A 23,363-nucleotide genomic window follows, 5' to 3' on the forward strand; every position below is an offset into this window, starting at 1 on the left:
ACCTCACCCTTCCAGGCCACTCTCCACCGGCCGGGCCCTCCCGCCCGTCGGCCGGCCGTTCGCGGCCGACTGCTGCTCCTCCGCCGCCGGGCCGTCCTTCGCCGCGGGGCCGTCCTCAGCCGCCGGGCCGTCCCTCGCGGCCGGTGTCCGGGCCGCTTCTGTGGCCAGCCGGACCGTCTCGTCGTGGTCGCGGCGGCACTCGATCTCCAGCTGCACCTCGGCGAGCGTCTCCAGCAGGACCAGCGCCCGCCGATGATGATCCAGCGCCGCCGGGAAGTCGCCGGACTCCCGCAGGGCGAGGCCGATCTGGTTGTGGCACCAGGCCTGCTGATGCGGCAGCCGGTGCTCGCCGGCCAGCCGCAACGCCTCCTCCAGCGTGGGCAGCGACCCTGTGGCGCGTCCGAGAGTGATCAGCCCGGTGATCCGCGCCGGGCCCTCGGCGAGGTCGAGCGCCGCCCGGGCCAGACCGGCCGCATCGTCGCGGTGCCCGAGCCGCAACGCCACCCACCCGTCGAACGCGAGCGCCTGCGATTCCCCACCCCGGTTCCCCGTCGCGGCGAACAGCGCCCTCGCCTGCTGAAATCTCTCCCGCGCCTCGGGATATCGCGACAGATCCCGGAGGACGAAGCCGGTCCGCAACGCCAGCGCTGCGGCGAGTTCCCCCTCCGCGGCGGCATCCTCCTTCGGGCGTCCAGCACCGTCCGGGCCCGCAGCAACGGCCGACTTCACGAAAACGGCAGGACTCGCGGAAGCAGCCGTGTTCGCGGAAGCAGCCGGGGTCAGGGGAGGCGCCAGGTCAGCGAGAGCCGCGGCGGCCTCATAGGCGTCGAGGGCCTCGGTGAGACGCCCGGCGGCGGCGTGCGCAAAGCCGAGATCGGCGAGCAGCGACGCCCGCTGCCGGTCCCGCCCGAGACGCCCGGCGGCGTCCGCGGCCTTTTCCAGCAGGCGTACGTGATCCGCGGTCCCCCGGTGCCGGAAGAACCAGACCCGCATCGCCGGCGCCAGATCGGCCACCACCTCGTCGTCCCCGAGGCGCACCGCGGTGTCGAAGGCCGCCACGAGATTGGGGTACTCCACGTCGAACCAGTCCGGCGCCGCCCCGGCCGCAACCGCCAGATAGTGCCGCAGCACCCGCCGGACCGCGGTTCCCGCTTCCGCCTCGTCCTCGGCGGCGAGGTCGGCCGCGTACTGCCGGATCAGATCGTGCATCCGGAACCGCCCCGGCGACGTCTCCTGGAGCAGGTGCGCGTCGACCAGTTCGTCGAGCACCTCGGCGCACCTCCCGCGGGGCAGCCCGGTGAGCGCGACCGCCGCATCAGTGCCGAAATCACCGCCCGGCAGCACCCCGAGCAGCCGGAACACCCTCCGCTGCCGGTCGTCGAGCTGCCGCAGCGACATGCCGAACGCCGCGTCGAACCGGTTGGCACCATCGCGCAACCGTTCGGCGAGCACCGCGACCGTCCAGCCGGGCCGGTGCCGCAGCCGGGCCCCGGCCATCCGCAGCGCCAGCGGCAGCCCACCACACTGCGCGAGCACCTGCTCGACGCCCTCGTCCTCAGCAGCGCCACCGGCCAGGCGACCCGTGTCGGGCCGAGAGAGGCCAGCGGCGCCACCGGACGGGCGGCCCGTGTCGGCGTCAGCCGCCGACCGGGAGAGGCGGGCGGCGGCATCGGCGGGAAGACCGGTAGCGGCACCGCCGGAAGGACCGCCAGGTGCGTCACCGGAGAGGCGGAGGGTGAGCCCGGCGGCGCGGGCGAAGAGGCGGGCCGCGTCGTCGCCGTCCAGAGGTGTCAGTGACAGCGGCGGCACAGCGTCCAGGCTGATCAGGCGGTTGCGGCTGGTCAGCAGCACCGCGGACCGCCCGGCGCCGGGCAGCAGCGGCCGGACCTGGGCGGTGTCGGCCGCGTTGTCGAGCACGACGAGGACCCGGCGGCGGGACAGTTCGGACCGCCACAGCGCGGCCCGGTCGTCGACGGCCGCCGGCAGGTGGGTGACGTCGAGGGCGCCGAGCAACCGTTCCAGCGCGACGGCAGGTGCCAGCGGTTCGTGGCCGGGAGTGAAACCGTGCAGGTCGAGGTAGAGCCCGCCGTCCGGGTAGGCGCCCGCAGCGCGGTGGGCGACGTGCACGGCGAGACTGGTCTTGCCGACTCCGGCCATGCCGTCGATCGCGACCGCCCCGGCGGTGCGCAACAGTTCCTCGGCGCGGGCGATCTCGGTCTCCCGGCCGGTGAAGTCGAACAGGTCGGCGGGCAGGTCGTTGCGGCGCGGCGGTGGGGCTGCGCCGGCCCGGTCGGCTTCGGCCCAGATCGGGCGCAGCGGCCGCGGGTCCCGGCCGACGGCCCGGCACAGGGCGACGACGGCGTCCCACGGCGGGACGAGACGGCCGGTCAGATAGCGCGACAGCGACGAGCTGCTCAAGCCGGCCCGGGTGGCCAGCGCGCGCAGGCTGAGGCCGCTCACGTCCTTGATCTGGGCGAGCTGGGACACCAGTCGCTCGTGCGGGCCGGCCACGTGCAACACCGTACCGTCCCGTCCCACGGCTGCCGTTCTGCCGTACATCCGTGCTGGTCATGGTGTTGCCGACTGTCCCACGGTGTCCCACGGGCGGCGCGGGCCGGGACCACCCGATGGTCCGATGGATCCAGCGAAGGGAGGAACGATGCCGATCGAACGGATGCCGGACCCGCTGACCCTGATCCCGGGCGCGGAACAGGCCCTGACCGCGCTGGAACAGGCGATCGCGGCCACCGGACTCGACGCCCGCCTGCTGGCGCTGTGCCGGCGGCGGACCGCCGAGACCAACGGCTGCGGTGACGGCCCGGCCGGCGCGACCGACGGCTGCGGTGACGGCCCCGCCGGCGCACGGACCGCTGAGGAACGGGCCGTACTGGCCCTGACCGACGCGGTGACCCGGCTCGATCCGGTTCCCGACCAGCTGTGGGACCGGGCCGCCACCCACTTCGACCAGCGCGAACTGGCGGCCCTGCTCCTGACCGTCGCCGTTGCCGGCGCCCGGCACCGGCTCACCATTCCGACCCGGAGAGGAAACACCATGACCAGGACGTACGACGGATTCACCGAGGCGGAGCGCGGCGCGATGAAGGAGCGCGCCAGGGAGCTCAAGAACGGTGCGAAGGAGTCCGAGGTGCTCGCGAAGATCGCCGAGATGTCCGGCACGGACCGGGAACTGGGCGAGGCACTGCACACCCTGATCCGCGAGGCGGCGCCGGGCCTCACCCCGAAACTCTGGTACGGGATGCCCGCGTACGCCCGCGACGGCAAGGTGGTCTGTTTCTTCCAGCCGGCCGCCAAGTTCAAGTCCCGCTACGCCGTGCTGGGCTTCAGCGACGAGGCCCGGCTCGACGACGGCGACATGTGGCCGACGTACTTCGCGATCACCGAACTCAGCGCCGGGGTGGCGTCGCGGATCAGTGCCCTCGTCGGCGAGGCCGCCTGACACTCCGGCTCCCCGCACTGGTGAGATAGGACCATGGCGTGGTTCACGGACGCGGATCTGCGGCGGCTCGCCGGCTCGAAGTCCTACGAGCGCGGCGCCGAGTACGTCGACGCGGTCGGCACTGTCGACGAGCTGCCGGACGGGGTGGTCGCCACGGTCGAGGGCACCGAGTCGTATGTGGTGCGGCTCGTCGACAGGCGCGGGCTCCGCGGCGAGTGCTCGTGCCCGTGGGGCGAGGACGGCAACTTCTGTAAGCACTGCGTCGCCGTCGGGCTGTCGCTGCTGGCCGCCGGGCCGGTCCGGTCGGGGGGCGGCGCCCGGCGCGGCCCGGTGGATCTGCGCGCCTACCTGGAGGCCGTGGACCGTTCGGCGCTGGTGGACCTGGTCGTGGAGCTGGCCGCCGACGATCCGGCCCTCTACCGCAAGCTGTCGCTGCGGGCCGCCACACACGGCGGGCCGGACGTCAAGGAGTTGCGCCGTCTCGTCGGCGGTCTGCGGGCCCGGGGCTTCCTGTCGTACGGGCGCAGTTTCGAGTACGCCCGCAAGGCCGCCGACGTGCTCGACGCCCTCGACTCGGTGGCGGCGGCGCACCCGGCCGAGATCGGACCGCTGTATCTGACGGCGATCCAGAACATCACCCGGACCACCGAGCAGGCCGACGACTCGTCCGGCAGCATCGGCGACGTCCTCGACCGGGCGGTGTCCGGTTACGCGGCCACCTGCCGGGCGGCGCCACCCGATCCGGTGAAACTCGCGACCTGGCTCGTCGACTTCCAGGTGAACGGCCCCGGCTGGCCGGACATCCCGATCGCCGACTTCGCCGAGGCTCTCGGCCCGGCGGGCCTGACCGCCTACCGCGACCGGCTGGCGCAGGCACCCGCCGACCCGGCCGGAACCATCCGTCACCTGCGTGAGGACTATCTCAAGGTGATCGCGAAGGACACCGACGCGCTGGTCGCCCTCTACGCCGAGGACCTGCCGCAGGCGTACCGCTACCAGCAGATCGCCGGGGTACTGCGGGCCGCCGGCCGGCCGGCGGAGGCGATCGCCTGGCTGCGGCGCGGCCTGACCGAAGCCGATCACCCGGACAGCCGGATCGACGAGATGCTCGCCGACCTGCTCACCGAGACGGAGGAGTTCGCCGAGGCGGCCGGGATCCGATGGGGTTTGTTCAGCCGGCGGCCGGGGACGGCGAGCCACCGGGCGCTGCTGGACGCCGCCGAACGCGCCGGAACGCTCGCCGGGACCGCCGAACGCGCCGACGCGTTCCTGCACGACCGCGCCCGGGCCGGCGGTTACGCGGCCGACCCGCTGATCGAGATCCTCAGCGCCTCCGGCGACGACGACGCCGCCTGGTCCGCCGGAATCGAGTACCGGTGCGGCCCCGGCATCATGTGGCGATTGGCGGTGGAGCGGGCGCGGGCCCATCCGGCGGACGCGATCCCGTTCTTCGCACGGCAGGCCGAGAACGAGATCGACAAGAAGACCAAGAAGGGGTACGCGGAAGCCGCGCGCCTGTTGACCGAGTTGAGGACGCTGCACGAACGGGCGGGCAGCGACGGTTTCCCCGCCTATCTGGCCGAGCTGCGCCACACCCACCGCAACAAGCCGACCCTGATGGCGACCCTCACCGGCGCGGACCTGTAAGCGGCCTGATCGTGTTGCCGGGCGCGGCTACGGTTTCGCCATGGCCTCTGTCTCCTACGGGCGCGCCGCCGCGGTCGCCGCCCTGCAAGCAGCGCTCAGCAGCACCTGGATCGCCGCGCGGGAACTCCCGCCCGCCAAACGGCGCCTGGCCCGTCTCGGTACGACGGCCGCCGTCGCCGCGATCGGCTATGTCACGTCGCCGAAGGAGCCGGAGCCGGACGGGGAGCCGGGGGAACTCGTGGTCGCCGACCGGCCGTTCCCGGTGTCCGAGCCGCCGGTGCCGGAGGACGCGCCCGAGCCCGCCTTCGACAAGCGCAAGGCAGTGGTCGGTCTCGCGATGATCGGCCTGACCGTGGCGGCCGTCGTGGGGCGCCGCACCGTGGAGAAGCGCTGGCTGGCCCGGCTCACCCGCAACGGGCACCCGCATCCGACGCGTGCTCTCGCGGTCCGGATCGGCGTGATCGAGTTCGCCGGCCAGTTCGCGCTACAGGTGGCGGAGGCCCGCCGGACCGCCACCCGCTCAGACGGCTGACCGCATTGACCGGACGCCGGGCCGCCGCCCGGTCGCGGGGCTGCCCGGCGTGCGGGGCCGCTGCCCGGTCGCGACGCTGACCTGGCGGCCGGATCTCATTCCCCGGCGGCGCTCAGGATGTCGGCGACACTGTCGCGTTTGACCGCGCCGTACAGCTGCTTCGACAGGTCCTCGTCCGGGAAGACGACGCTCTCGTTGCCCACCATGCCGGTCCCGAGGGTGGGGTTGGTCATGAAGGAGAGGTCGCCGCCGCGCAGTCCGCTCATCTCGGTGGCCGTGTCGAAGATCGACAGGGTCTTGTCCACCGAGACCGCGTCGGCGGTGGCCTCGATGAGGTCGGTGAGCTCGCCGGGGTTGGCGAGGGTGCCGCCGGAGACCGCCTCGTTCAGGACCGCCTTGATCACCTGCTGCTGGTGGCGGATGCGGGCGAAGTCGCCGTCGGCGAACTGTTTGCGCTGGCGGGCGTAGTCGAGCGCGGTGGCGCCGTCCATGTGCTGCACACCCAGCTCGAACCTGCGGTAAGGCTCGTGGATCGAGGTGAACTCCTGCTGGACGTCGATGTCGACGCCGCCGACCGCGTCGACGATCTGCTCGAAACCGGCGAAGTCGATGATCGCCACGTTGTCGATGCGGACCCCGGTGTATTTCTCGACGGTCTGCACGACCAGCGGGACACCACCCCAGGCGTACGCCGCATTGATCTTCGCCTCCCGGCCGCCGTGCTTGCCGTCCCGGCTCTTCGGCACGGCGACCCAGGTGTCCCGCGGGATCGAGATGAGCTGCGCGCTGGACCGGTCGGCCGGCAGGTGGGCGAGGATGAGGGTGTCGCTGCGGGAGCCGCCGGTGTTCTCCGGGTCCCGGGAGTCGCTGCCGAGCAGCAGGATGTTGCGGGCCTCGGTGGCCTCCTTCTGCGGGCGCTCCTGTTCCGGCACGCCGTCGAAGGCGTCGACCCGCTCGATGCCCTTCTCCACCGACCGGAGGTAGACGCCTCCGGCGACGGCACTGCCGGCGCCGAGGAGCCCGACCACCAGCAGACCGATCAGCACGTAACGCAGACGCCGGCTCGGCTTCTTGTGCCTTGCCGGCTCCGGTGTCTGCCCGGGCAGCTGGATCTTCTCGGTCTCCGCGTCGAGGGGCGGCGGGTTCGACATGGCGAGGATCATACGAGCGACCCTCATGTTGACCTAGCCGCTGATCGGATATGCCCGAGCTTGGGTAGCGGTTTGTGACGAACACGACCGGCCCATGACCAGGAAACGGACGGCGACGCCCGGTGGACGATGCCCTGCGGCACGTCGAGGCGCCGGCCGCGCTGCTGCCGGAAGCACAGCGCGGCGCCCACGCGTACGCCGACGGCACGCTGGGCGGTTACCGCCGGCCGCCCGGGGAGGCGGGTCAGCGCAGCAGGACCGGTAGCGACGCGAGGCCGCGGGCCCGGAACGACGGCCGCCAGCGCAGCTCACCCGGCGGAACGGCGAGCCGTAGCGCGGGAAAGCGGCGCAGCACGGTGCCGACGGCGATCTCCAGCTCGATGCGGGCCAGCGGCGCGGCCACGCAGTAGTGGATGCCGTGCCCGAAGCTCAGGTGACCGCCAACCCGTCCGGGGCGTACCTCGCCGGGTTCGGCGAAGGCGTCCGGGTCACGGTTCGCCGCGCCGACCACCAGCAGTACGGTCTGCCCGCGCGGCACCACCACACCGGACACGTCGACGTCCTCGGTGGGGAATCGGCGCAGCAGCACGGTGGCCGGGGATTCGTACCGCAGCAGTTCCTCGACGTCGAGCGGCAGGCCGGGGTGGCGCAGCATGGTGAGGACGCCGGTGCCGATGGCGTGCACGGTGTTCTCGTAGCCGGCGAGCAGCAGCAGGAAGGCCAGCGACGTCAGCTCGTCCTCGCCGAGCCGGTCACCGGAGTCGCGGGCGGCGATCAGCGCGGACAGCAGGTCATCGGCCGGGTCGGCGCGTTTGGCCGCGATCAGTCGCCGCAGGTAGGAGTGGATGGCCCCGATCGCCGCCGCGGCGGCGGCCCGGTCACCGGCCGGGGGCAGCAGCATCGTGTCGGTCCAGAGCCGGAAGTCGTCCCGGTCGGCGCCCGGGAAGCCGAGCAGGTCGGAGATGATCGCGACCGGTAGTGGGCCGGCGTAGTCGCGGACCAGGTCGGCCTCGTCGTCGCCGGCGATCCGGTCCAGCAGGGTGTCGGCGGTGTGCTGGATGACCGGGCGCAGGCTCTCGGTGCGGCGCGGGGTGAACGCCTGCGAGACCAGGCGCCGGATCCGGGTGTGGTGCGGCGGATCGGTGTTGAGCAGGTTGGCGTCGAGGGCGGGCGGCAGGGCGAAGCCGCGCCAGCTGCCGTCGCCGTTGGCCTTGTCGACCGACAGGCGGGGGTCGGCGAGCAGGGCGCGGACGTCGGCGTAGCGGGTGACCAGCCAGACCGGGGAGCCGTCGGGGAGTTCGGCCCGGCACGCCGGTGCGTTCTCCCACAGACGTTCGTGCAGGTCGCCGGGGACCGTCATCGCCTCGTGCCTCCCGGGCGGACCCCATGGACGGGAAAGGCGGGGCATAGGAAGGGCCGGGCATCCACGGGGGGAGATGCCCGGCCTTTCACTGCAAATCGAACCACATGCATCGGCTTTCCGCTACCGGCAGGGGGCCCTTGATCGATTACAGTCTCGCTATGCCGGGGTTTCCGGGTCGCTCCAGGCCGTCTGCACCAGCGTGACGTCGGCGTTGCGGCGCACCAGGAAGCCACGGCCGGCCGGCTGCGGACCGGGGCGGACACTGCCGAAGAGCTGACCTTCGTCCCGGTCGCCGGACATGATCAGGGCGGGCGCGGAGAGTTCGCGGAGGCGGTGCAGCAGGGGCTCGTACAGGGCCCGTCCGGCGCCACCGGCCCGCCGCGCGATGATCAGGTGCAGTCCGATGTCGTGCGCGTACGGCAGCAGCTCGGCCAGCCGGCTCAGCGGATTGGTGCCGCCCGCGGCTACCAGGTCGTAGTCGTCGACCAGGATGTACAGGTCGGGTCCGCTCCACCAGCTGCGGTTGCGCAGCTGCTCGGCGGTGACGTCGGGGCCGGGCAGTCGCCGGGACATGGCGGCGTGGATCGACTCGATGTTGTCGGCCAGGTGCTGACTGGTCGACGCGTGGACCAGCAGGTGTTCGCCGTCGATCGCGCCGCGCAGGCCACGGCGGTAGTCGACCAGCACCACCCGGGCCTCGGCGAGCGAGTGGGTCGCCACGACGGCGCGGGCGATCAGGCGCAGCAGGTTCGTCTTGCCGCATCCGGCGTCGCCGAAGATCACCAGGTGCCGGTCGGTGACCGGGTTGAGCGCGACCGGGGCCAGGTTGGCCTCGTTGAGGCCGATCGGCAGGCCGGGGGTGCCGGCCAGGTCACTCGCCGGGACCAGGGCGGGCAGCAGCCGGACGCGGGGTGCCGGGTCGTCGGGCCAGGCGGCCTTGACCCGCCCGGCGAGGTCGGTGACGCCCTCGGTGATGTCGTGGACGTCGGTGGAACCGTCGATGCGGGGCAGGGCGGCCAGGAAGTGCAGCCGGTCCGGGGTCAGGCCACGGCCGGGGGTGCGGGCCGGGACGTCGGCGGCGGCCCGGCGGTCGATCACCGATTCGCCCGGTTCGTCGAGGTGCAGCTCCAGGCGGGTGCCGAACAGTGGCTGCATGGCCGTGCGCAGGTCGCTCCACCGGTTCGCGGTGATCACCACGTGGACACCGAGGCCGGGACCGCGCAGCGCCACCTCGATGACGGTCTGCTCCAGCTCCTCGAAGTCGCGGCGCAGTGCCGCCCAGCCGTCGATGATCAGGAAAACCTCGCCGTACATGTCGCCGGCGTCACCGTGTGCGGTCCGCTCGTCGACCAGGCCCGCCACCTCGGCCACGACGCGGCGCACGGTGTCGGTGTCGGTGTGGCCGGCGACCCCGGACAGGTGCGGCAGCCCGTCCAGGCCGTGCAGTCCCCCGCCGCCCAGGTCGACGCAGAAGAACTGCACCTCGCGGGGGCTGTGGGTGAGCGCGAGTGCGCCGATCAGGGTGCGCAGCAGGGTGCTCTTGCCGGACTGCGGGCCACCGGCGACGGCCAGGTTGCCCACGTCCAGCACGTACGGGTCACGGCGCTGCTCGAAGGGGTGGTCGACGATGCCGATCGGCACGGTCAGCCGGCCGGCGCCGGGCCAGCCGTCGGCGACCAGGCCGCGGCCGTCGACGACGTGCAGGTCGCCGAGCAGGTCGCCGAGGGCGGGCGGGTCGGTCATCGGCGGCAGCCACACCCGGTGGGCAGGCCGGCCGTGGCCGGCGAGGCGGTCGACGACGACACCGAGAACGGTGCGCCATCCGTCGTCGGCGTCGCCGTGGATGCCGGAGACGTAGGCGGCCCGGAACCGGGTCAGCGGGCCGTCACCGGCCCTCAGCAGGCCGGTGCCCGGCAGTCTCGGCAACTCGTAGGCGTCGGGCACGCCGATCGTGAGCCGGCTCTCCACGACGGAGAAGGTGCGCAGACCGATCCGGTACGACAGGTGGGCGTCGAGGCCGTGCAGGCCGGCCTCCTCCAGCCGCTGGGTCGCCAGCAGCAGATGTACGCCCAGCGCCTGCCCGGTCCGGCCGATCTGGACGAACAGGTCGGCGAGGTCGGGTTGCCGCTCCAGCAGCTCGGTGAACTCGTCGCAGACCACCAGCAGCGCCGGCAGCGGGACACCGTCGTCGACCGCCGTCTGGCGGCGGGCCAGTTCACCGGCGAGGGCGTCGCGCAGCCGGGCGACCGCGGACGGTTCGTCGGTGTGGCCCATCAGGGCGCTGATGTGCGGCAGTCGCTCGAACTCGGTGAAGGTGGCGGCGCCCCGGTGGTCGACCAGCACGAGGTTGAGGTCCTCGGGCCGGTTCGTGACGGCCAGAGCGGTGACGATCGTGCGCAGCAGTTCGCTCTTGCCGGAGCCGGTGGCGCCGACGATCAGGCCGTGCGGGCCCATCGTGCCGAGGTCGAGTTCGACGACGTCGCCGTCCGGGGCGAGGCCGAGCGGGATGCGCAGTCCGTCGCGGTCCCGGCGGGCGGCGGTGGGGTCCAGTGCGGTCAGGTCACCGAGGTCGAGCAGGTCGGCCAGTTCGTTGCGGCGTGGCCGTGGCGGTTCCTCACGAACCGGCGGCGGTGGCTCCTGCGGAACCTGCGGCGGTGGCTCCTCCCGAACCGGCGGCGGCGGTGGGGGCTCCTCGGGGGCGGCCTCGCGGACCGGGGCGGGTGGGGGCTCCTCGACGGCGGTCCCGGCCGGGTCGGACAGGCGGTGGAGGGCGATCTGCTGGGCCGTCTGCTCGGCCTGCATCGCGCTGAGGGTGTCGGGCCGGCCCAGCGAGGTGACCCGGACGCCGGTGTCGACGGTCAGGGACGACGGGGCGACGTCGAGTCGCAGCAGCGAGCGCGTGTCCTCGTACCACCTCGGATTCTGATCCTCGGCCGGCGGACCGGAAAGCTCGACCACCGTCATGGTGTCCGGGATCTCGACGGGCCGCTCGGCGCCGTCGAGGACGACCACGAGCGGCGCGTCCGCGGCCGCGAGCACCTGGTCGAGTTCGGTCATGGTGTCGAAGACCAGGCGGCCGCCGGCCGGGCCGGTGTGGGTGTGCGGCAGCCACAGCACCCAGTCCCAGCCGGCCCGCCGTTCGGGCGCGGCGACCACGGCGATGCGCAGCTCGTCCGGGGCGTGCAGGGTGGCGAGCTGGCCGAGCAGGGCCCGGGCCAGGCCGGTCACCGGTTCCCGGTCGCCGCGCAGCAGCACCCGGCGGAACTCGCGCAGCCGCACCGCCACCGGCAGCCCCGGCAGCGGCCCGGCGGCGGCCGGCACGGCCTCGGGAATGACGAGGCCGCCCGGCAGCCGGTGCCCGTCGACGGCGATGCGGACCTCGGCGAAATCGGCGTCCCCGGGACGCCGCTCCCACATCCGCGGGGAGGCGGCCACCGACGCGAGCGCGTCGGGTTCCGGATGCCGCCACAGCAGAGCGGTCCGCTGCTGGGCGAGGAACCGCAGGTAGTCCCGCGATTCGAGCAGCATCTCCGCCCCCGGGGGCGGCGGGCCCACCTGACGTGGCAGCCGTCGGAACACCTCAGCACTCACCCCTGCGCCTCCCGGGAATCGACGCCCATCGTAAGTGCTGACCGGTTCCCCTCGCAGGGTCGCGTCGGGTCAGCCGCCGCTCACCGGGTGGAACGGCTTCGGTGCGGTGCGCGGCACCGCGCCACGCTCGGCCGGCCGTGGGGCCGGGAGGTTGTCGAACAGGGTGCGGCCGATCGTGGCGTGGGCCTGCACCGCCGGGTGCGTGGCGCCGTAGTTCTCCGGCTCGCCGAGCCCTTCGGCGAACATGGCGTACGTCAGCAGCGGCGCCCCGTCGGCGCCGAACATGATGCCGACCTCGTGCCGGGACTCGCCGAGTTCGTTGAAGTCGGCGCCGTACTTGGTGGCGACGCGTTCGCGTTCCCGCGACGACATCACCCGGCGCACGCCGTCGTGGTAGCCGTTGAGCCAGCGGGTGATGCTCAGCAGGAAGTCACAGGACGCCGGTGTGAGCAGCGTCTTGGTGGCCAGCCGCCACAGCAGGTCGTGCATCTCGCGCGGGGTGGTGGTGCCCAGGAAGAACCGGTTCGGGTTGGCGACCGGCTCGACCCGGGTGTGCACGAACCCCTTGGCCGCCAGGATCTCGTTGATCTCCAGCGCCGGGACGACACGGCCGCACATGCGCACCGCCGTGTTGTCCGACACCAGCAGCATGGCGGTGAGGAAGTTCGCGACGGTGATCTCGTCGCCCCACACCCGGTGCAGGTGGTAGATGCCGGAACCGCCGAGGATGATGTCGGCCTGCATGTCCAGCCTGGTGTCCAGGCTCAGCAGCCCACGGTCGATCTTGTCCATCACGGCGACGGCGACGGCGAGTTTCTGCACGCTGTAGCCGTGGGTGACGTGATCGGCGTCGTCCTCCACGATCGGCCGGAGCGCCCCGCCGGCACCGACCTCGGCGATGTGGGTGTGCCAGACCCCGCCGGCCTTGCGCTTCTCCTTCTCGTACACCTTGCGGATGCGTGCCGGTCCCCGCGACGAGGCCTCGGCCGGGCTGCTCACGCCGGCTCCGGCGGCGGCGGCCACGGCTCCGAGCCCCAGCGCCGAGCGGCGGGACATGCTCGTTGACATCGCTCTCCCTCAATGTGGAAACGGTGAACCTGCGGCAAGGTACACCACATCCGCCCATAGGAGAGGAAACCGCAGCACAGGCCCCGTCCGGCCTCAGCGGCGTGCGAGCCGGCGGGCTCCTGAGGCGCCCGGCTGGTAGGGCAGCCCGTAGTGGGCGAAGACCGCCGGCTCGTCGGTGGCCGCCAGTTCCCCGTCGAGGTCGATGCTCGGGGCGTTGCCGACCAGCTTCTTGTCGTAACGGACACGGATCGCCTTGGGACTGACGGTCGCGCCTACCAGGGGCACGAAGACGAGCCGGTGCCGGCCGATGAAGCCGATCCGCACGGTGGCGAAGGCCGGTTCGTCGCCGATCGTGTCGACGTAGATCGCCTCCAGATCGCCGATCTTGTCGCCTTCCGGGTCGACGACGTTCTCACCACGCCAGTCACGCAGGTTCTCCGCTGGAAACATGTGAGGGGGATTGCCCGCGGGGAACCGCCGGAAACCCCGGCGTCAGTTCCCCTCGATCAGGCCCGCCGCGAACTCCGCACCCTGCTGCACCGTGCCGTTGCGCGGGTAGGCCAGGTGGGCCGCGAAATTGTTGCCACCGCCGCAGACCGGGTCGCCGTTGTTGCAGAACTCCTTGGCCTTCGGACCGAAGACGGCGCTGCTGCCGGCGATCGTACGGCGTTGCAGGCCCAGCGGGTTGCCGAAGACGACGACCGCCGACACCCGGCCGGCCAGGTCGGCGGGGATCGCCTCACCCGCGGTACCGGCCCCACGGATGCCCATCGCGATGTCGGTGACGCTGGCACCCTGCGAGTAACCGCCGATGACGAACTGCGTCTGCGGGCATGCCGCGGCGACCGACGCGATGTGCTGACTCATGTTGGTGGCGCCGGGGCCGGCGCTGCGCTGGTTGCTCGCCGCCGCGTAGACGACGGCGAACGAGCTGACCGTACGACCGGGAAGCTCCGCGCCGAGCGCCTGGGCCAGCGGCCGTCCGACGATGCCGAGACCCTGCGGTTCGCCGGTGCCGCGGGCGAAGACGAGCTGCACATCGGTGCAGCTGCCGTTGTCCGCGGCGGCCCCGCCGGTGCCGGTACCGGCACCGGCGTTGTTGCGGGAGCCGAAGAAACCGAACCGGCCGAAGCCCGGGACGGTGGCCGCGAACGCCTGCGGCGTCACCACCGCTCCGCCGACCACGACCGCGGCGCTGATCCCGACCAGCATGATGCGACGAGACTTCCCGGGACGCTTACGTTGTGTGACCATTCTGCCTCACCCTTTCCGCCATGGGTATGCGGTGAGGGGTACGGCGGGAGCTGGGCGACGGGCTCAACGGCCGCCGGTTCACGCGACGGCCGTCTCAGAATGCCCGTCACTCCTTGCGCTGGACGCCGATCTCGTTCTCACTGACCCGGGTCGGTTCGAGGACCCGGTGCAGGAACTCGCGGGTGCGCTCCTCCCGCGGCCGGCCGAACACCTCGGCGGGCGGCCCCTGCTCGACGACGACGCCGGCGTCCATGAACACGACCCGGGAGGCGACCTCGCGGGCGAACGCCATCTCGTGGGTGACGACGAGCATGGTCATCCCCTCGGCCGCGAGCCCCCGCATGACGGCGAGCACCTCGCCGACGAGTTCCGGGTCCAGCGCGCTGGTCGGCTCGTCGAAGAGCATCAGCTGCGGGTCCATGGCCAGGGCCCGGGCGATGGCGACGCGCTGCTGCTGACCGCCGGACAGTTGCGCCGGATACGCGTCGGCCTTCTCCAGCAGCCCGACCCGGGACAGGTTCGCGGTGGCGATCCGGGCGGCGTCGGCCCGGCTGCGCCGCAGCACCCGCCGCTGGGCGATCGTGACGTTCTCCCGCACGGTCAGGTGCCCGAACAGGTTGAACTGCTGGAACACCATGCCGATACCGCGGCGGACGGCGTCGATGTCGCAGTCCGGGTCGGTGACCTCGACCCCGGCGACCCGGATCGAGCCGGCCGTCGGCTCCTCGAGGAGGTTGACACAGCGCAGCAGCGTCGACTTGCCGGAACCGGAGGGCCCGATCACGCAGACGACCTCACCCGGCTCGACCGACAGATCGATACCGCGCAGCACCTCCAGGGTGCCGAACGACTTGTGCAGGCCACTGATCTCGATCGTCGACATCGCGGTCACCTCTCCCTTCCGGCGCGGCGTTCCAGCCCGCGGACCAGCTGCGACAACGGCAGGGTGATCACCAGGTAGAGCAGCCCGGCGACCACCAGCGGCGTCGGGTTGACCCGGGTGTTGAGAGTGTCACCGGCGAACTTGGTCAACTCGATCGTGGTCGAGGTGACGCCGAGGACGTACACCAGGGAGGTGTCCTTGGTCAGCAGGATGATCTCGTTGGTCAGCGGCGGGATGACGATCCGGAACGCCTGCGGCAGGACGATCGAGATCATCGCCCGGGGGTGCGACATGCCGAGCGTGCGGGCGGCCTCCAGCTGCCCTCGCGGGACCGCCTGGATACCGGCCCGGATGGTCTCGGCCATGTAGGCGGCGGCGGTCAGGCCCAGGCCGACGGCCACCGACCCGTAGACGCCGCCGGGGATCTCCCGGTCCGGAAACGCCAGGGGTACGCCATAGCCCACCATGAACAGCACGAGCAGGGCCGGCAGCCCCCGGAACAGTTCGATGTAGGCGGTGGCGAACCAGCGGTACGGCAGGATCGACGACAGGCGCATCAGCGCCAGCACGAGCCCGAGCGTCAGACCGAACACGAACGCCAGCAGGGTGTAGACGATCGTGTTGCGCAGCGCGACGGTGATCGCCTCGGGGAACATGCTCTCCGCGACGTCGAGGCGCAGGAACGCGTCGGACAGGCGCCCCCAGTCGGCGGCGGCGGCCACGGCGGCGATCGCCGCGGCGAACAGGACGTAGCCGGCGACCCGGAAGAGCTGCCGCCGGCGCCGTGGACTCATGGTCATACGGTGGGCTTGTCCCCGATCCAGGTGGCGTAGAGCTTCTCGTACGTACCGTCGGACTTCGCCGCCGCGAGAGCCTCGTTGACCGCCTTGAGCAGCGCCGCGTTGCCCTTCTTCACGGCGAAGCCGTACTGCTCGCCGGTGTCGAACCCGGCCGCGACGGCGACCTTGCCGGGGTTGGCCTTGATGTACTCGTTCCAGACCGGCAGGTCGTTGACGGCGGCCTCGACCTGGTTGGTGGACAGCGCCTGCTGGAGCGCGGCGAGGTCCTTGTACGACACCACCTCGACGTCGAGCTTCTTCTCCGCGACCTGGGTCTTGATGTAGTCCTCACCGGTGGTGCCGCCCTGCACGCCGAGGCGCTTGCCGGCCAGCTGCTCCAGGGTCTTGACCTCCTTGCCGGTGACGACGGCGAGCGCCTGGGTGGCGTCGAAGTAGGGGTCGGAGAAGTCGAGGACCTTCTTGCGCTCGTCGGTGATCGTCATGCCGGCCGCGGCGATGTCACACTTGCCGGACTCCAGGTCGGTGCCGGACTTGATGCCCTCGAACGGCGTGTCCACGATCGCCTGGGTGACGCCGAGTTTCGTGGCGACCAGGTCGATGAGCGCGACGTCGAAACCGACGACCTTGCCGGCGGCGTCCTTGGACTGGAACGGCGCATACGGCAGGTGGGTGCAGGTGGTCAGCGACCCGGTCTTGATCAGTGGCACCCCGGACGCGGTGGTGCCACCGGTGTCCTCCTTGGCACAGCCGGCGAGCGCCAGCGTCACGGCGGCCGCGAGGACCGCCACCTTTCGAGTGCGTCCCAGCATGTTCATACGTCTCCCCGGCCAGACCTGTTCGGACCACATCAGACTAATCCGATGTGGTCATCTTCTCAGGCCGGCTGGACGATGACGATCTTGCCCCGAGCCCTCCCCTCGCCGACGTGGGTGAGTGCCTCGGGCACCTGGTCGAGGGTGAAGGTGCGGTCGATGTGAACGGTCAGGTCACCGGCCACGCAGCGGTCGGCGACCGGGGTGAAGTGGTCCGGGCCCGCCTTGACCGCCAGCACCCCGATGCGGCGCCCGGTGAACGGGCCGGCGGTCAGGACGCGCAACAGTGTCCGCGTCGATCCGCCGACACAGCGGTAACGGCCGCCGGGGGCCAGGGCCCGGCGGTAGGCGAACACCGAGCGGTGGGCGACGAGATCGAGGATCAGATCGTACGGTCCGGTACGGGTGAAGTCGTCGCGCCGGTAGTCGATCACATGGTCCGCTCCGACCGCCCGCATGAAGTCGAGTTTGCCCTCGTTGTCGACGCCGGTCACCTCGGCGCCGGCCCGCCTGGCCAGCTGGATCGCGAACGCACCGGATCCGCCGCCGGCGCCGTTGATCAGGACGCGCTGCCCGGGCCGGGTACCGGCGACGCCCTGCATCGCGATCACCCCGGCCTGCGGGATGGTGGACGCCGTGGCGGGGTCGAGGGCGGCCGGGCGGTGGGCGAGCACGCGCTCGGGGGCGACGGCGTACTCGGCGAATCCGCCTTTGAGGGCGAGGTTGTCGCCGTACACCTCGTCGCCGGGCCGGAATCGGGTGACGCCCGGGCCGACCGTTTCGACCCGGCCGGCGATGTCGGAGCCGAGGACCGGGCGGGCCGGGGTGCGCAGGCCGCCGAGGCGGGAGTAGAAGGGGGTGCCCCGCAGGGTCTCCCAGTCGCTGAGGTTGATCGAGGTGGCCGCGACCCGGATCAGCACCTGTCCGGCGGTGGGCACCGGGGTCGGCAGGTCCTCGAGGCGCAGCATGTCGGGTGGTCCGTACCGTTCGTGGACGACGGCTCTCACCGGCCCGAACGTAGCAGGACGACGCCCGGCCGGCCCCCGATGCCCGCTCCGGGACGGGAGCGGGCATCGGTCCTCCGGCCGGGTCAGCAGGCGCCGGGTCCGCCGTAGCGGAAGGTCCGGCCGCTCAGTTTGGTGACGTCGTAGTGGTTGCTGGTGCTGCGCACGTACATGTCGACGGCCGGGCCGTTGATGTAGCTGACGCTGCCGATGCGGGCCGACGAGGTGTCCGAGGCGCCGTGCAGGCCGTTGCCCATGTCGGTGCAGGGCGCGGCGGCGGCGGCGGCCACCTCGCCGAACACCTGGACCAGGCCGGTCTGGGTGAAGCCGCCGGACCACAGCGACGCCGGGTAGTAGCCGACCCATTCGGTGTCGTACGCGATCCACCAGGCGCCGTTGTAGTACTGGATGCCGAGTCGCTTGGTGACGTCCTGCGGGAGCGTGTCGCCGGGGCTGATGTTGGCGCTGTACTGGACGAAGCCGCAGCCGTTGTAGCAGGTGGGCTGGCCGTTGACCCAGTGGAAGACGAACAGGTGGGGGTCGTCGTCGCCGTTGACGACCTGGTCCACGTTCCAGCCGACCTCGACGATCTGGTTGCCGCTGCTGGACTGCACGGCCAGTTCGGCGAGCGTGTGGTAGTCCGAGGACGCCAGGGTGGGCTTGTTGATGGAGAAGTTGGCATAGGCGCCGTCAGTAACCGCGGCCTGGGACCCGACGTTGTAGTGGAAGTAGACGGTCTGCGAGGCCTGGTTCATGGTCGGTGGTCGCGGAGGGACGATCTCGGTCGGCTCCGACTTGAGAACGCCGGTGCGCGAGGAGCGCCCTTTGGGGGCGTACTCGTCGGTGGCCGGTTCGTCGTCGGGTGCGGCCGCGTCCAGACCGGACGATTGCAGCATCTCGCTGCTGGCGCCGTCGGTGCCGGTGTCGAGGCTGGTGGGCGCCGCCCCCCAGGGCAGTCTCGGTGGCGGAGCGGGTTCGGATTCCTCCTCCGGGGCCGGGGAGACGACGGTGGGGGCCGGTTCCGGTACCTCCTCCGCCCCTGCGTTGAGGGTGGAGGTGAGTCCGATCGAGCCGACCACTACGGCGACCAGGGCGGCAGCGAACGCTCCTCGGCGTGAATTCGACACTTGTCAGTCCTTGGGTTTTCGTCGGGTGCCGGAATCGTGTCTCGGCGGCGCGGGTCACCGTATAGCGCCGTTGCAGCGCTCAGGAATAGGCCGTGATGCTATTAGCGGCGGAATATTCGAACGGGGTAGTCCGATCTTCCGAGTGGTCTCGTAGAAACCCCTGCGAGCAGCCACGATGAGATTTTTTCGGGTCTGCCGTGACATTTGCGGAACCGGCGCTCGGACCGGATTTCGGATGACCCCTCGCGAGCGATTACTGAAAGAGCCAATCTGACTTACGGTTCTTTCCAATCGTTCTCATGCGTCACCGGAGGAAGGCAACCTCGCCATGAAGGTCATCTCCGTATCACCACTCAGGCGCCCACTGTCGGCGGTCATCGCGGTTCTGCGCCGGATGCGCCAGCGGCGACGGGTGGCGCCGCCTGAGCCGATGCCGGCCCCGCCTGTCGCCACCCCCGACCGGGCGCCGATGAAGGCCGCGTACCGGGCGAACTCGGCCGCGCACCGGCTGTCCTCGACGCCGTCGGTGGTACGCCGGTCCCCCGCCATGCATTGATTGACATCGATCGCTGAGCGGGTGACGATACGACCGTCCGACTGGGAGCGCTCCATGTCAGAGGGGTCGTCATGCGAGGTCGTCTGCACGCCACCGTGCTGATCGCCGCGGCACTCACCGGCGCCCTGCTCGCCCCGTCCGCTCCGGCCCGGGCGGCGGCCGGTGACGGCACCCCGGGCGACCCCGGCATCGACTTCGTCGGGCGCTGGAACACCACGAACGCCTCGGCCTACGTGCCGTACTGGGCCGGGGCGTACCTGCGGGTCGGTTTCACCGGGCGGACCGTGAAGCTGAAGCAGCGCAACACCGTCGACCTGTGGGCCTCCATCGACGGCAGGCCCTTCACCGCCTTCAAGGGTTCCGGCACGATCAACCTGACACCCACCGCGCTGGCCGCCGGCAACCACACGCTGATCGTCAGCTACCGGCAGGTGGCCGGCTCCTACACCGGCGACGCCGTCTTCCAGGGACTGATCCTCGACGGTGGCGCCACCACGTTCAAGGCACCGGCCCGCCCCCGACTGGTCGAGTTCATCGGCGACTCGATCACGGCCGGGACGACGAGCAGCCAGCTGGCCGTCACCGGCTACGGCTTCCGGACCGGCGAGAGGCTCGGCCACCACCACACCCAGATCGCGATCGGTGGCATGTGCCTGTCCGAGACGGCGGACGGATGCTGGGCGCACGAGACCCGCTACTGGATGGCCAGTGGCGGGCAGGCCGGCACCGCCGCGTGGGATTTCAGCCGCTACACCGCCGACGCCGTGGTGATCAACCTGGGCACCAACGACCGCGGCCACGGGGTGGGCGGGCCCGACTTCCAGGCGAGGTACACCGCGTTCCTCACCCGCATCCGGGCCAGGTTCCCGAATGCCAGGCTCTTCGCCATGCGCACGTTCGCCGGCCGGTACGCGGCGGAGACACAGGCCGCCGTGCGGGTCCGCAACGCCGCCGGTGACGCGGCGGTGTTCTACGTGGACACCACGGGCTGGCTGCCGCCCGACGGCCTCAGCGACTCGGTGCACCCCAACGACAAGGGCCACCAGGCGATCACCGACCGGCTCGCCCCCGTCATCGGCGCGCGGCTCTAGATCACGCCGCGGCGGCCGCCAGCTGGTCCCGCCCGGAGCGTTTGGCGACGTAGAGATGCGCGTCGGCGCGGTCGTACAGGTCGCGGCCCGGTTCGCCGGGACGGCTCGCGGCCAGGCCCATGCTGAGGGTGACCCGCAGACCGGGCATGATCGTGTTCCAGTCACGGGCCTGGATCACCCGGCGGATGCGCTCGGCGACCGTACGGGCCTCGGCCTCCCCGGTGGCCAGGAACAGCGCGAACTCGTCCCCGCCGAACCGGATCGCCACCTCGTTCTGCCGGCAGTGCGAGCGCAGCACCGCGGCGATCTCGCCCAGCACCCGGTCACCGACACCGTGGGAGTAGCGGTCGTTGATGTCCTTGAAGTGGTCCACGTCGATGAGCAGCAGCGTGCCGCCGTCGACGAGGGTGTTGATGTGCCGGTCGAACATCCGCCGGTTGCCGAGCCCGGTCAGCGCGTCCGAGGCGGCGGCCAGGTCCGCGGACGTCCGCGCCGCCTCCAGCTCGACCCGGCGGTAGGCCTGCCGCAGCATCGTGCGCCGGTCCAACCGCAGCTGCCACAGCGCCTCGACGTGGGTGCGCAGCGCCTCCAGCATCGCCTGGGTGGCCTCACCGGGCACCTCGGACGCCGCCGTGACCGCCAGTTCGTACTGGAAGAGAAGCCGTTCGGCCCTGAGGGCGGCGAGTTCCAGGGCGGCCCGGAACTCGCGGTGGGCGGCCCGCCACTCACCGGCGGCGCGCAGGGCCAGCCCGTGCGCCAGGTGCAGCAGACGCGATTCGTGGTGCTGGCCGGCCGCCCGCATCCGGGGCAGCAGCTCACCGACCACGGCGAGCGCCTCCTCGATCCGGCCGGTCTTGGCGTGGCAGACGGCGAGCAGCGCCGCACCGAGCGGCGAGTCGATACCCTGCTCCATCCAGAACCGGAGCACCGGCTCGCACCTGCCGATCAGGCCGGCCGCCTCCTCGGTACGGCCCACCTGCTCCAGCCGCAGCGACCACTCCAGCAACAGCTCCGCGTGGGTCAGCTCGGCGCCGGACTTGTACAGCATGTCCGGCGAGTCGAACGACTGCAGGCTGCGGCGCATCGCGTCGTCGGCGAGTTCGAACAGGTCGGCGCTGCGGGCCGCCTCGCCCAGTGACGACATCGCGGAGAAGTAGCGCGGCCCCTTACGCGGCGCCACGTCCAGCAGCGCCATCGCCCGCGCCACGTGGTGCAGGCCGTCGTCGATGCGGCCGAGGTTGATCAGCACCCGCGCCACGTCGGCCAGGATCTTGGCGTCGGTCGCCCTCGGGCCGCCGAGCGCGTCCTGGTCGGCGATCAGTTCCTCGCCGATCTGCAGTGCCTCGTCCAGCCGGCCCATCGCGTTGAGCGCGTACATCCGGCCGAGCCGGCTGATCCGGTGCGTCCGCCGGTCCCCCAGCGCCAGCAGGATCGCCTCGGCCTCGTCCGCGGCGGTCAGCGTCTCCGCGTGGTGACCGCGGATGGTGAGGTCATGCACGTGCAGCGCAAGGCCGGGATAGGCACCGTAAGGTGACACCAGCACCGGCAGGCGGTTCATCGGCAAGCCCCGTTTCCCATGGCCATACCGTCGGCCGCCCGACCTCGGATGTGAGGTCTCCGCCCGGAACGACGGTGGTGCGCTCCGCGGTTTTCGCGTCTAGCGTCCTCCAGCCGTCGATTCCGGGAACAGGCGAACACGAGCCGCTAGATCGCCCGGCATCGAGGCAGGCCCGGCGAGGGAGTCGAGCACCTCGACGGCTCGGGCGGTGTCGCCGAGGACGGCGTACTGAACGGCCAGTTCCTCGTGAATCGCATACCTGTCGTCGGCGGGCAGGCCGTCTCGGCCACACGGTTCATCGACCAGTCGCCTGTACAGCGAGACGGCCGTTGCCCCCTCGCCCAGGTCGGCGTGTGCCCGCGCCTGCTCCCGTCGTAGGTGCAGGATCGCCGGATGTCCCTCGGGTAACCGGGCTTGCAGGATATCGAGCGCGACCGCGCATGCGGCGGCGGATCGGGCGGCGTCGCCCGCGGCGACCAGCGCCATGGCCAGGTCCCTGTGCAGCTCGGCGTGTTCGGGGCGATCGCGGCCCGGAGTCTGTGCGATGGCCTCCTCCAGGACCTCGACGGCCCTGTGGTGTTGCCCGTCTCGGCCGTAGCGTTCGGCGAGGGACCGAACCCGGCGCAGGTCGACGGGAGTCGAGTCCGACAGCGGCCTTCCCACCGTGCCGGCGTTCTCGGGTACGGCCGTGGCCGGTCGACGTCGGAGTTCGTTGTAACGCAGGATCGTCTCGGCAGGTGACCGGTTCACGAAGCCCACGAGCCGGGGAAGTGGTTCGAGTCGTGCGCTCAGCCGGTCGTACACCTCCGCGGCGGATCCGGGTCGGTGCTGCGGGGTCTCACTCGTCAGTTCCGCGGCCACGATCGCGAGGTCGTCGGGTATGTGCTCGTGTCCGGTGAGCAGGTCCTGTATCAGGTGCCCCAGGGCATAGAGATCCGTGCGGGGTGTCGAGATCCCGAGGGTTCGCTCCGGCGCCTGGTAACGCGCCCGACCGATGACAAGACCGGGCGGGGTGAGTCTGGTGGACAGGCCGCCGTACAGGATGGCCGCGCCGAAGTCCACGACCTTGACGCCGCCGTCCGGACAGAGGATCACGTTGTCGGGGGCGAGGTCGCGGTGGATCAGTGAGGCCGCGTGGGTGTGCGCGAGTACAGCCGACACCTGTGTGGCGATGAACACCACCCAGGGCAGTGGCACGGGATGGACCTCGTCGATGAGTTCTCGGATCGTGGAGCCCTCCACCCACTCGGCCACGATGTACTCACGACGGCCGTCTCGGCCCACATCGTGGATCATCGGGATGCCCGGATGGGTGACCCGGGCCGCCAGCCGAGCCTCCCGACGGAAACGACGTACGAACTCCTCCGCGACGTCGTCGTCGAGAAGGTCTCGATTGATCAGTTTGAGCGCCACGAACCGGTCCAGGCGGGTGTCGTAGGCGCGGTGGATCTCCCCCATGCCTCCTACGA

At 71.7% G+C, this 23,363-nt stretch carries 19 protein-coding genes; 4 read left to right on the forward strand and 15 right to left on the reverse strand.

Translation table 11 applies throughout. The features are described 5' to 3' along the window. Nucleotides 1-3: 3 nt before the first annotated feature. A complete protein-coding gene (locus BC793_RS51875; RefSeq protein ID WP_307784593.1) occupies nucleotides 4-2,511 on the reverse strand; it encodes an ATP-binding protein in 2,508 nt (835 codons plus the stop codon). A 541-nt stretch (nucleotides 2,512-3,052) separates the two neighbouring features. Here BC793_RS51875 and BC793_RS37575 point away from each other — a divergent pair. From BC793_RS37575 to BC793_RS37585, 3 genes are read left to right on the forward strand one after another with little or no spacing between them, the layout of a single operon-like run. After that, a complete protein-coding gene (locus tag BC793_RS37575; protein ID WP_109601447.1) occupies nucleotides 3,053-3,457 on the forward strand; it encodes an iron chaperone in 405 nt (134 codons plus the stop codon). A gap of 33 nt (nucleotides 3,458-3,490) precedes the next feature. After that, nucleotides 3,491-5,104 (forward strand): SWIM zinc finger family protein, encoded by a 1,614-nt coding sequence (locus tag BC793_RS37580; RefSeq protein WP_109601341.1) that lies wholly within the window; start codon nucleotides 3,491-3,493, stop codon nucleotides 5,102-5,104. Nucleotides 5,105-5,144: 40 nt separating this feature from the next. After that, nucleotides 5,145-5,636 (forward strand): hypothetical protein, encoded by a 492-nt coding sequence (locus tag BC793_RS37585; protein ID WP_109601342.1) that lies wholly within the window; start codon nucleotides 5,145-5,147, stop codon nucleotides 5,634-5,636. Between the two features lie 95 nt (nucleotides 5,637-5,731). Here BC793_RS37585 and BC793_RS37590 read toward each other — a convergent pair whose 3' ends face one another. From BC793_RS37590 to BC793_RS37645, 12 genes are all read right to left on the reverse strand, one after another. Next, nucleotides 5,732-6,787: an LCP family protein gene (locus BC793_RS37590; RefSeq protein WP_109601448.1), complete on the reverse strand. Its 1,056-nt coding sequence runs from the start codon at nucleotides 6,785-6,787 to the stop codon at nucleotides 5,732-5,734. Between the two features lie 244 nt (nucleotides 6,788-7,031). After that, nucleotides 7,032-8,147, reverse strand: coding sequence for a cytochrome P450 family protein (locus BC793_RS37595; protein ID WP_203896514.1), 1,116 nt, complete (start codon nucleotides 8,145-8,147; stop codon nucleotides 7,032-7,034). Between the two features lie 159 nt (nucleotides 8,148-8,306). After that, nucleotides 8,307-11,678, reverse strand: a complete 3,372-nt coding sequence (gene eccCb / locus BC793_RS37600; RefSeq protein ID WP_203896515.1) for a type VII secretion protein EccCb — start codon at nucleotides 11,676-11,678, stop codon at nucleotides 8,307-8,309. A gap of 132 nt (nucleotides 11,679-11,810) precedes the next feature. Further along, nucleotides 11,811-12,809 (reverse strand): serine hydrolase, encoded by a 999-nt coding sequence (locus BC793_RS37605; protein ID WP_109601346.1) that lies wholly within the window; start codon nucleotides 12,807-12,809, stop codon nucleotides 11,811-11,813. 93 nt (nucleotides 12,810-12,902) lie between these two features. Then, the gene (locus tag BC793_RS37610) at nucleotides 12,903-13,259 is read right to left on the reverse strand and encodes a PRC-barrel domain-containing protein (protein ID WP_109601348.1); all 357 of its coding nucleotides are present in this window, start codon (nucleotides 13,257-13,259) and stop codon (nucleotides 12,903-12,905) included. Between the two features lie 42 nt (nucleotides 13,260-13,301). After that, a complete protein-coding gene (locus BC793_RS37615; RefSeq protein ID WP_249037403.1) occupies nucleotides 13,302-14,063 on the reverse strand; it encodes a cutinase family protein in 762 nt (253 codons plus the stop codon). A gap of 106 nt (nucleotides 14,064-14,169) precedes the next feature. Beyond that, nucleotides 14,170-14,946 (reverse strand): amino acid ABC transporter ATP-binding protein, encoded by a 777-nt coding sequence (locus BC793_RS37620; protein WP_109601450.1) that lies wholly within the window; start codon nucleotides 14,944-14,946, stop codon nucleotides 14,170-14,172. A gap of 5 nt (nucleotides 14,947-14,951) precedes the next feature. Further along, entirely contained in the window at nucleotides 14,952-15,740 is a 789-nt protein-coding gene (locus BC793_RS37625; RefSeq protein WP_239170499.1) for an amino acid ABC transporter permease, read from the reverse strand. Nucleotides 15,741-15,742: 2 nt separating this feature from the next. Continuing rightward, the gene (locus BC793_RS37630; protein ID WP_239170500.1) at nucleotides 15,743-16,555 is read right to left on the reverse strand and encodes a transporter substrate-binding domain-containing protein; all 813 of its coding nucleotides are present in this window, start codon (nucleotides 16,553-16,555) and stop codon (nucleotides 15,743-15,745) included. 65 nt (nucleotides 16,556-16,620) lie between these two features. Further along, complete coding sequence (locus BC793_RS37635) at nucleotides 16,621-17,565, reverse strand: NAD(P)-dependent alcohol dehydrogenase (protein WP_109601355.1); 945 nt, start codon at nucleotides 17,563-17,565, stop codon at nucleotides 16,621-16,623. Nucleotides 17,566-17,648: 83 nt separating this feature from the next. Then, complete coding sequence (locus tag BC793_RS37640) at nucleotides 17,649-18,689, reverse strand: neprosin family prolyl endopeptidase (protein ID WP_239170501.1); 1,041 nt, start codon at nucleotides 18,687-18,689, stop codon at nucleotides 17,649-17,651. Between the two features lie 297 nt (nucleotides 18,690-18,986). Further along, on the reverse strand, nucleotides 18,987-19,334 hold the full coding sequence (locus BC793_RS37645) for a hypothetical protein (protein WP_146246635.1): 348 nt from the start codon (nucleotides 19,332-19,334) through the stop codon (nucleotides 18,987-18,989). Here BC793_RS37645 and BC793_RS37650 point away from each other — a divergent pair. Further along, nucleotides 19,317-20,336, forward strand: a complete 1,020-nt coding sequence (locus tag BC793_RS37650) for an SGNH/GDSL hydrolase family protein (protein WP_109601361.1) — start codon at nucleotides 19,317-19,319, stop codon at nucleotides 20,334-20,336. The two genes, BC793_RS37645 and BC793_RS37650, sit on opposite strands and share 18 nt — an antisense overlap. A gap of 1 nt (nucleotide 20,337) precedes the next feature. On the opposite strand, the gene BC793_RS37655 is transcribed toward BC793_RS37650, so the two are convergent. Both BC793_RS37655 and BC793_RS37660 read right to left on the reverse strand, forming a co-directional pair. Next, entirely contained in the window at nucleotides 20,338-21,894 is a 1,557-nt protein-coding gene (locus BC793_RS37655) for a GGDEF domain-containing protein (RefSeq protein WP_239170502.1), read from the reverse strand. 99 nt (nucleotides 21,895-21,993) lie between these two features. Continuing rightward, nucleotides 21,994-23,352, reverse strand: a complete 1,359-nt coding sequence (locus tag BC793_RS37660) for a serine/threonine-protein kinase (protein ID WP_109601364.1) — start codon at nucleotides 23,350-23,352, stop codon at nucleotides 21,994-21,996. Nucleotides 23,353-23,363 lie beyond the last annotated feature (11 nt).

The sequence above is a fragment of the Actinoplanes xinjiangensis genome, from assembly GCF_003148685.1.
Taxonomy (GTDB): Bacteria; Actinomycetota; Actinomycetes; order Mycobacteriales; family Micromonosporaceae; genus Actinoplanes; species Actinoplanes xinjiangensis.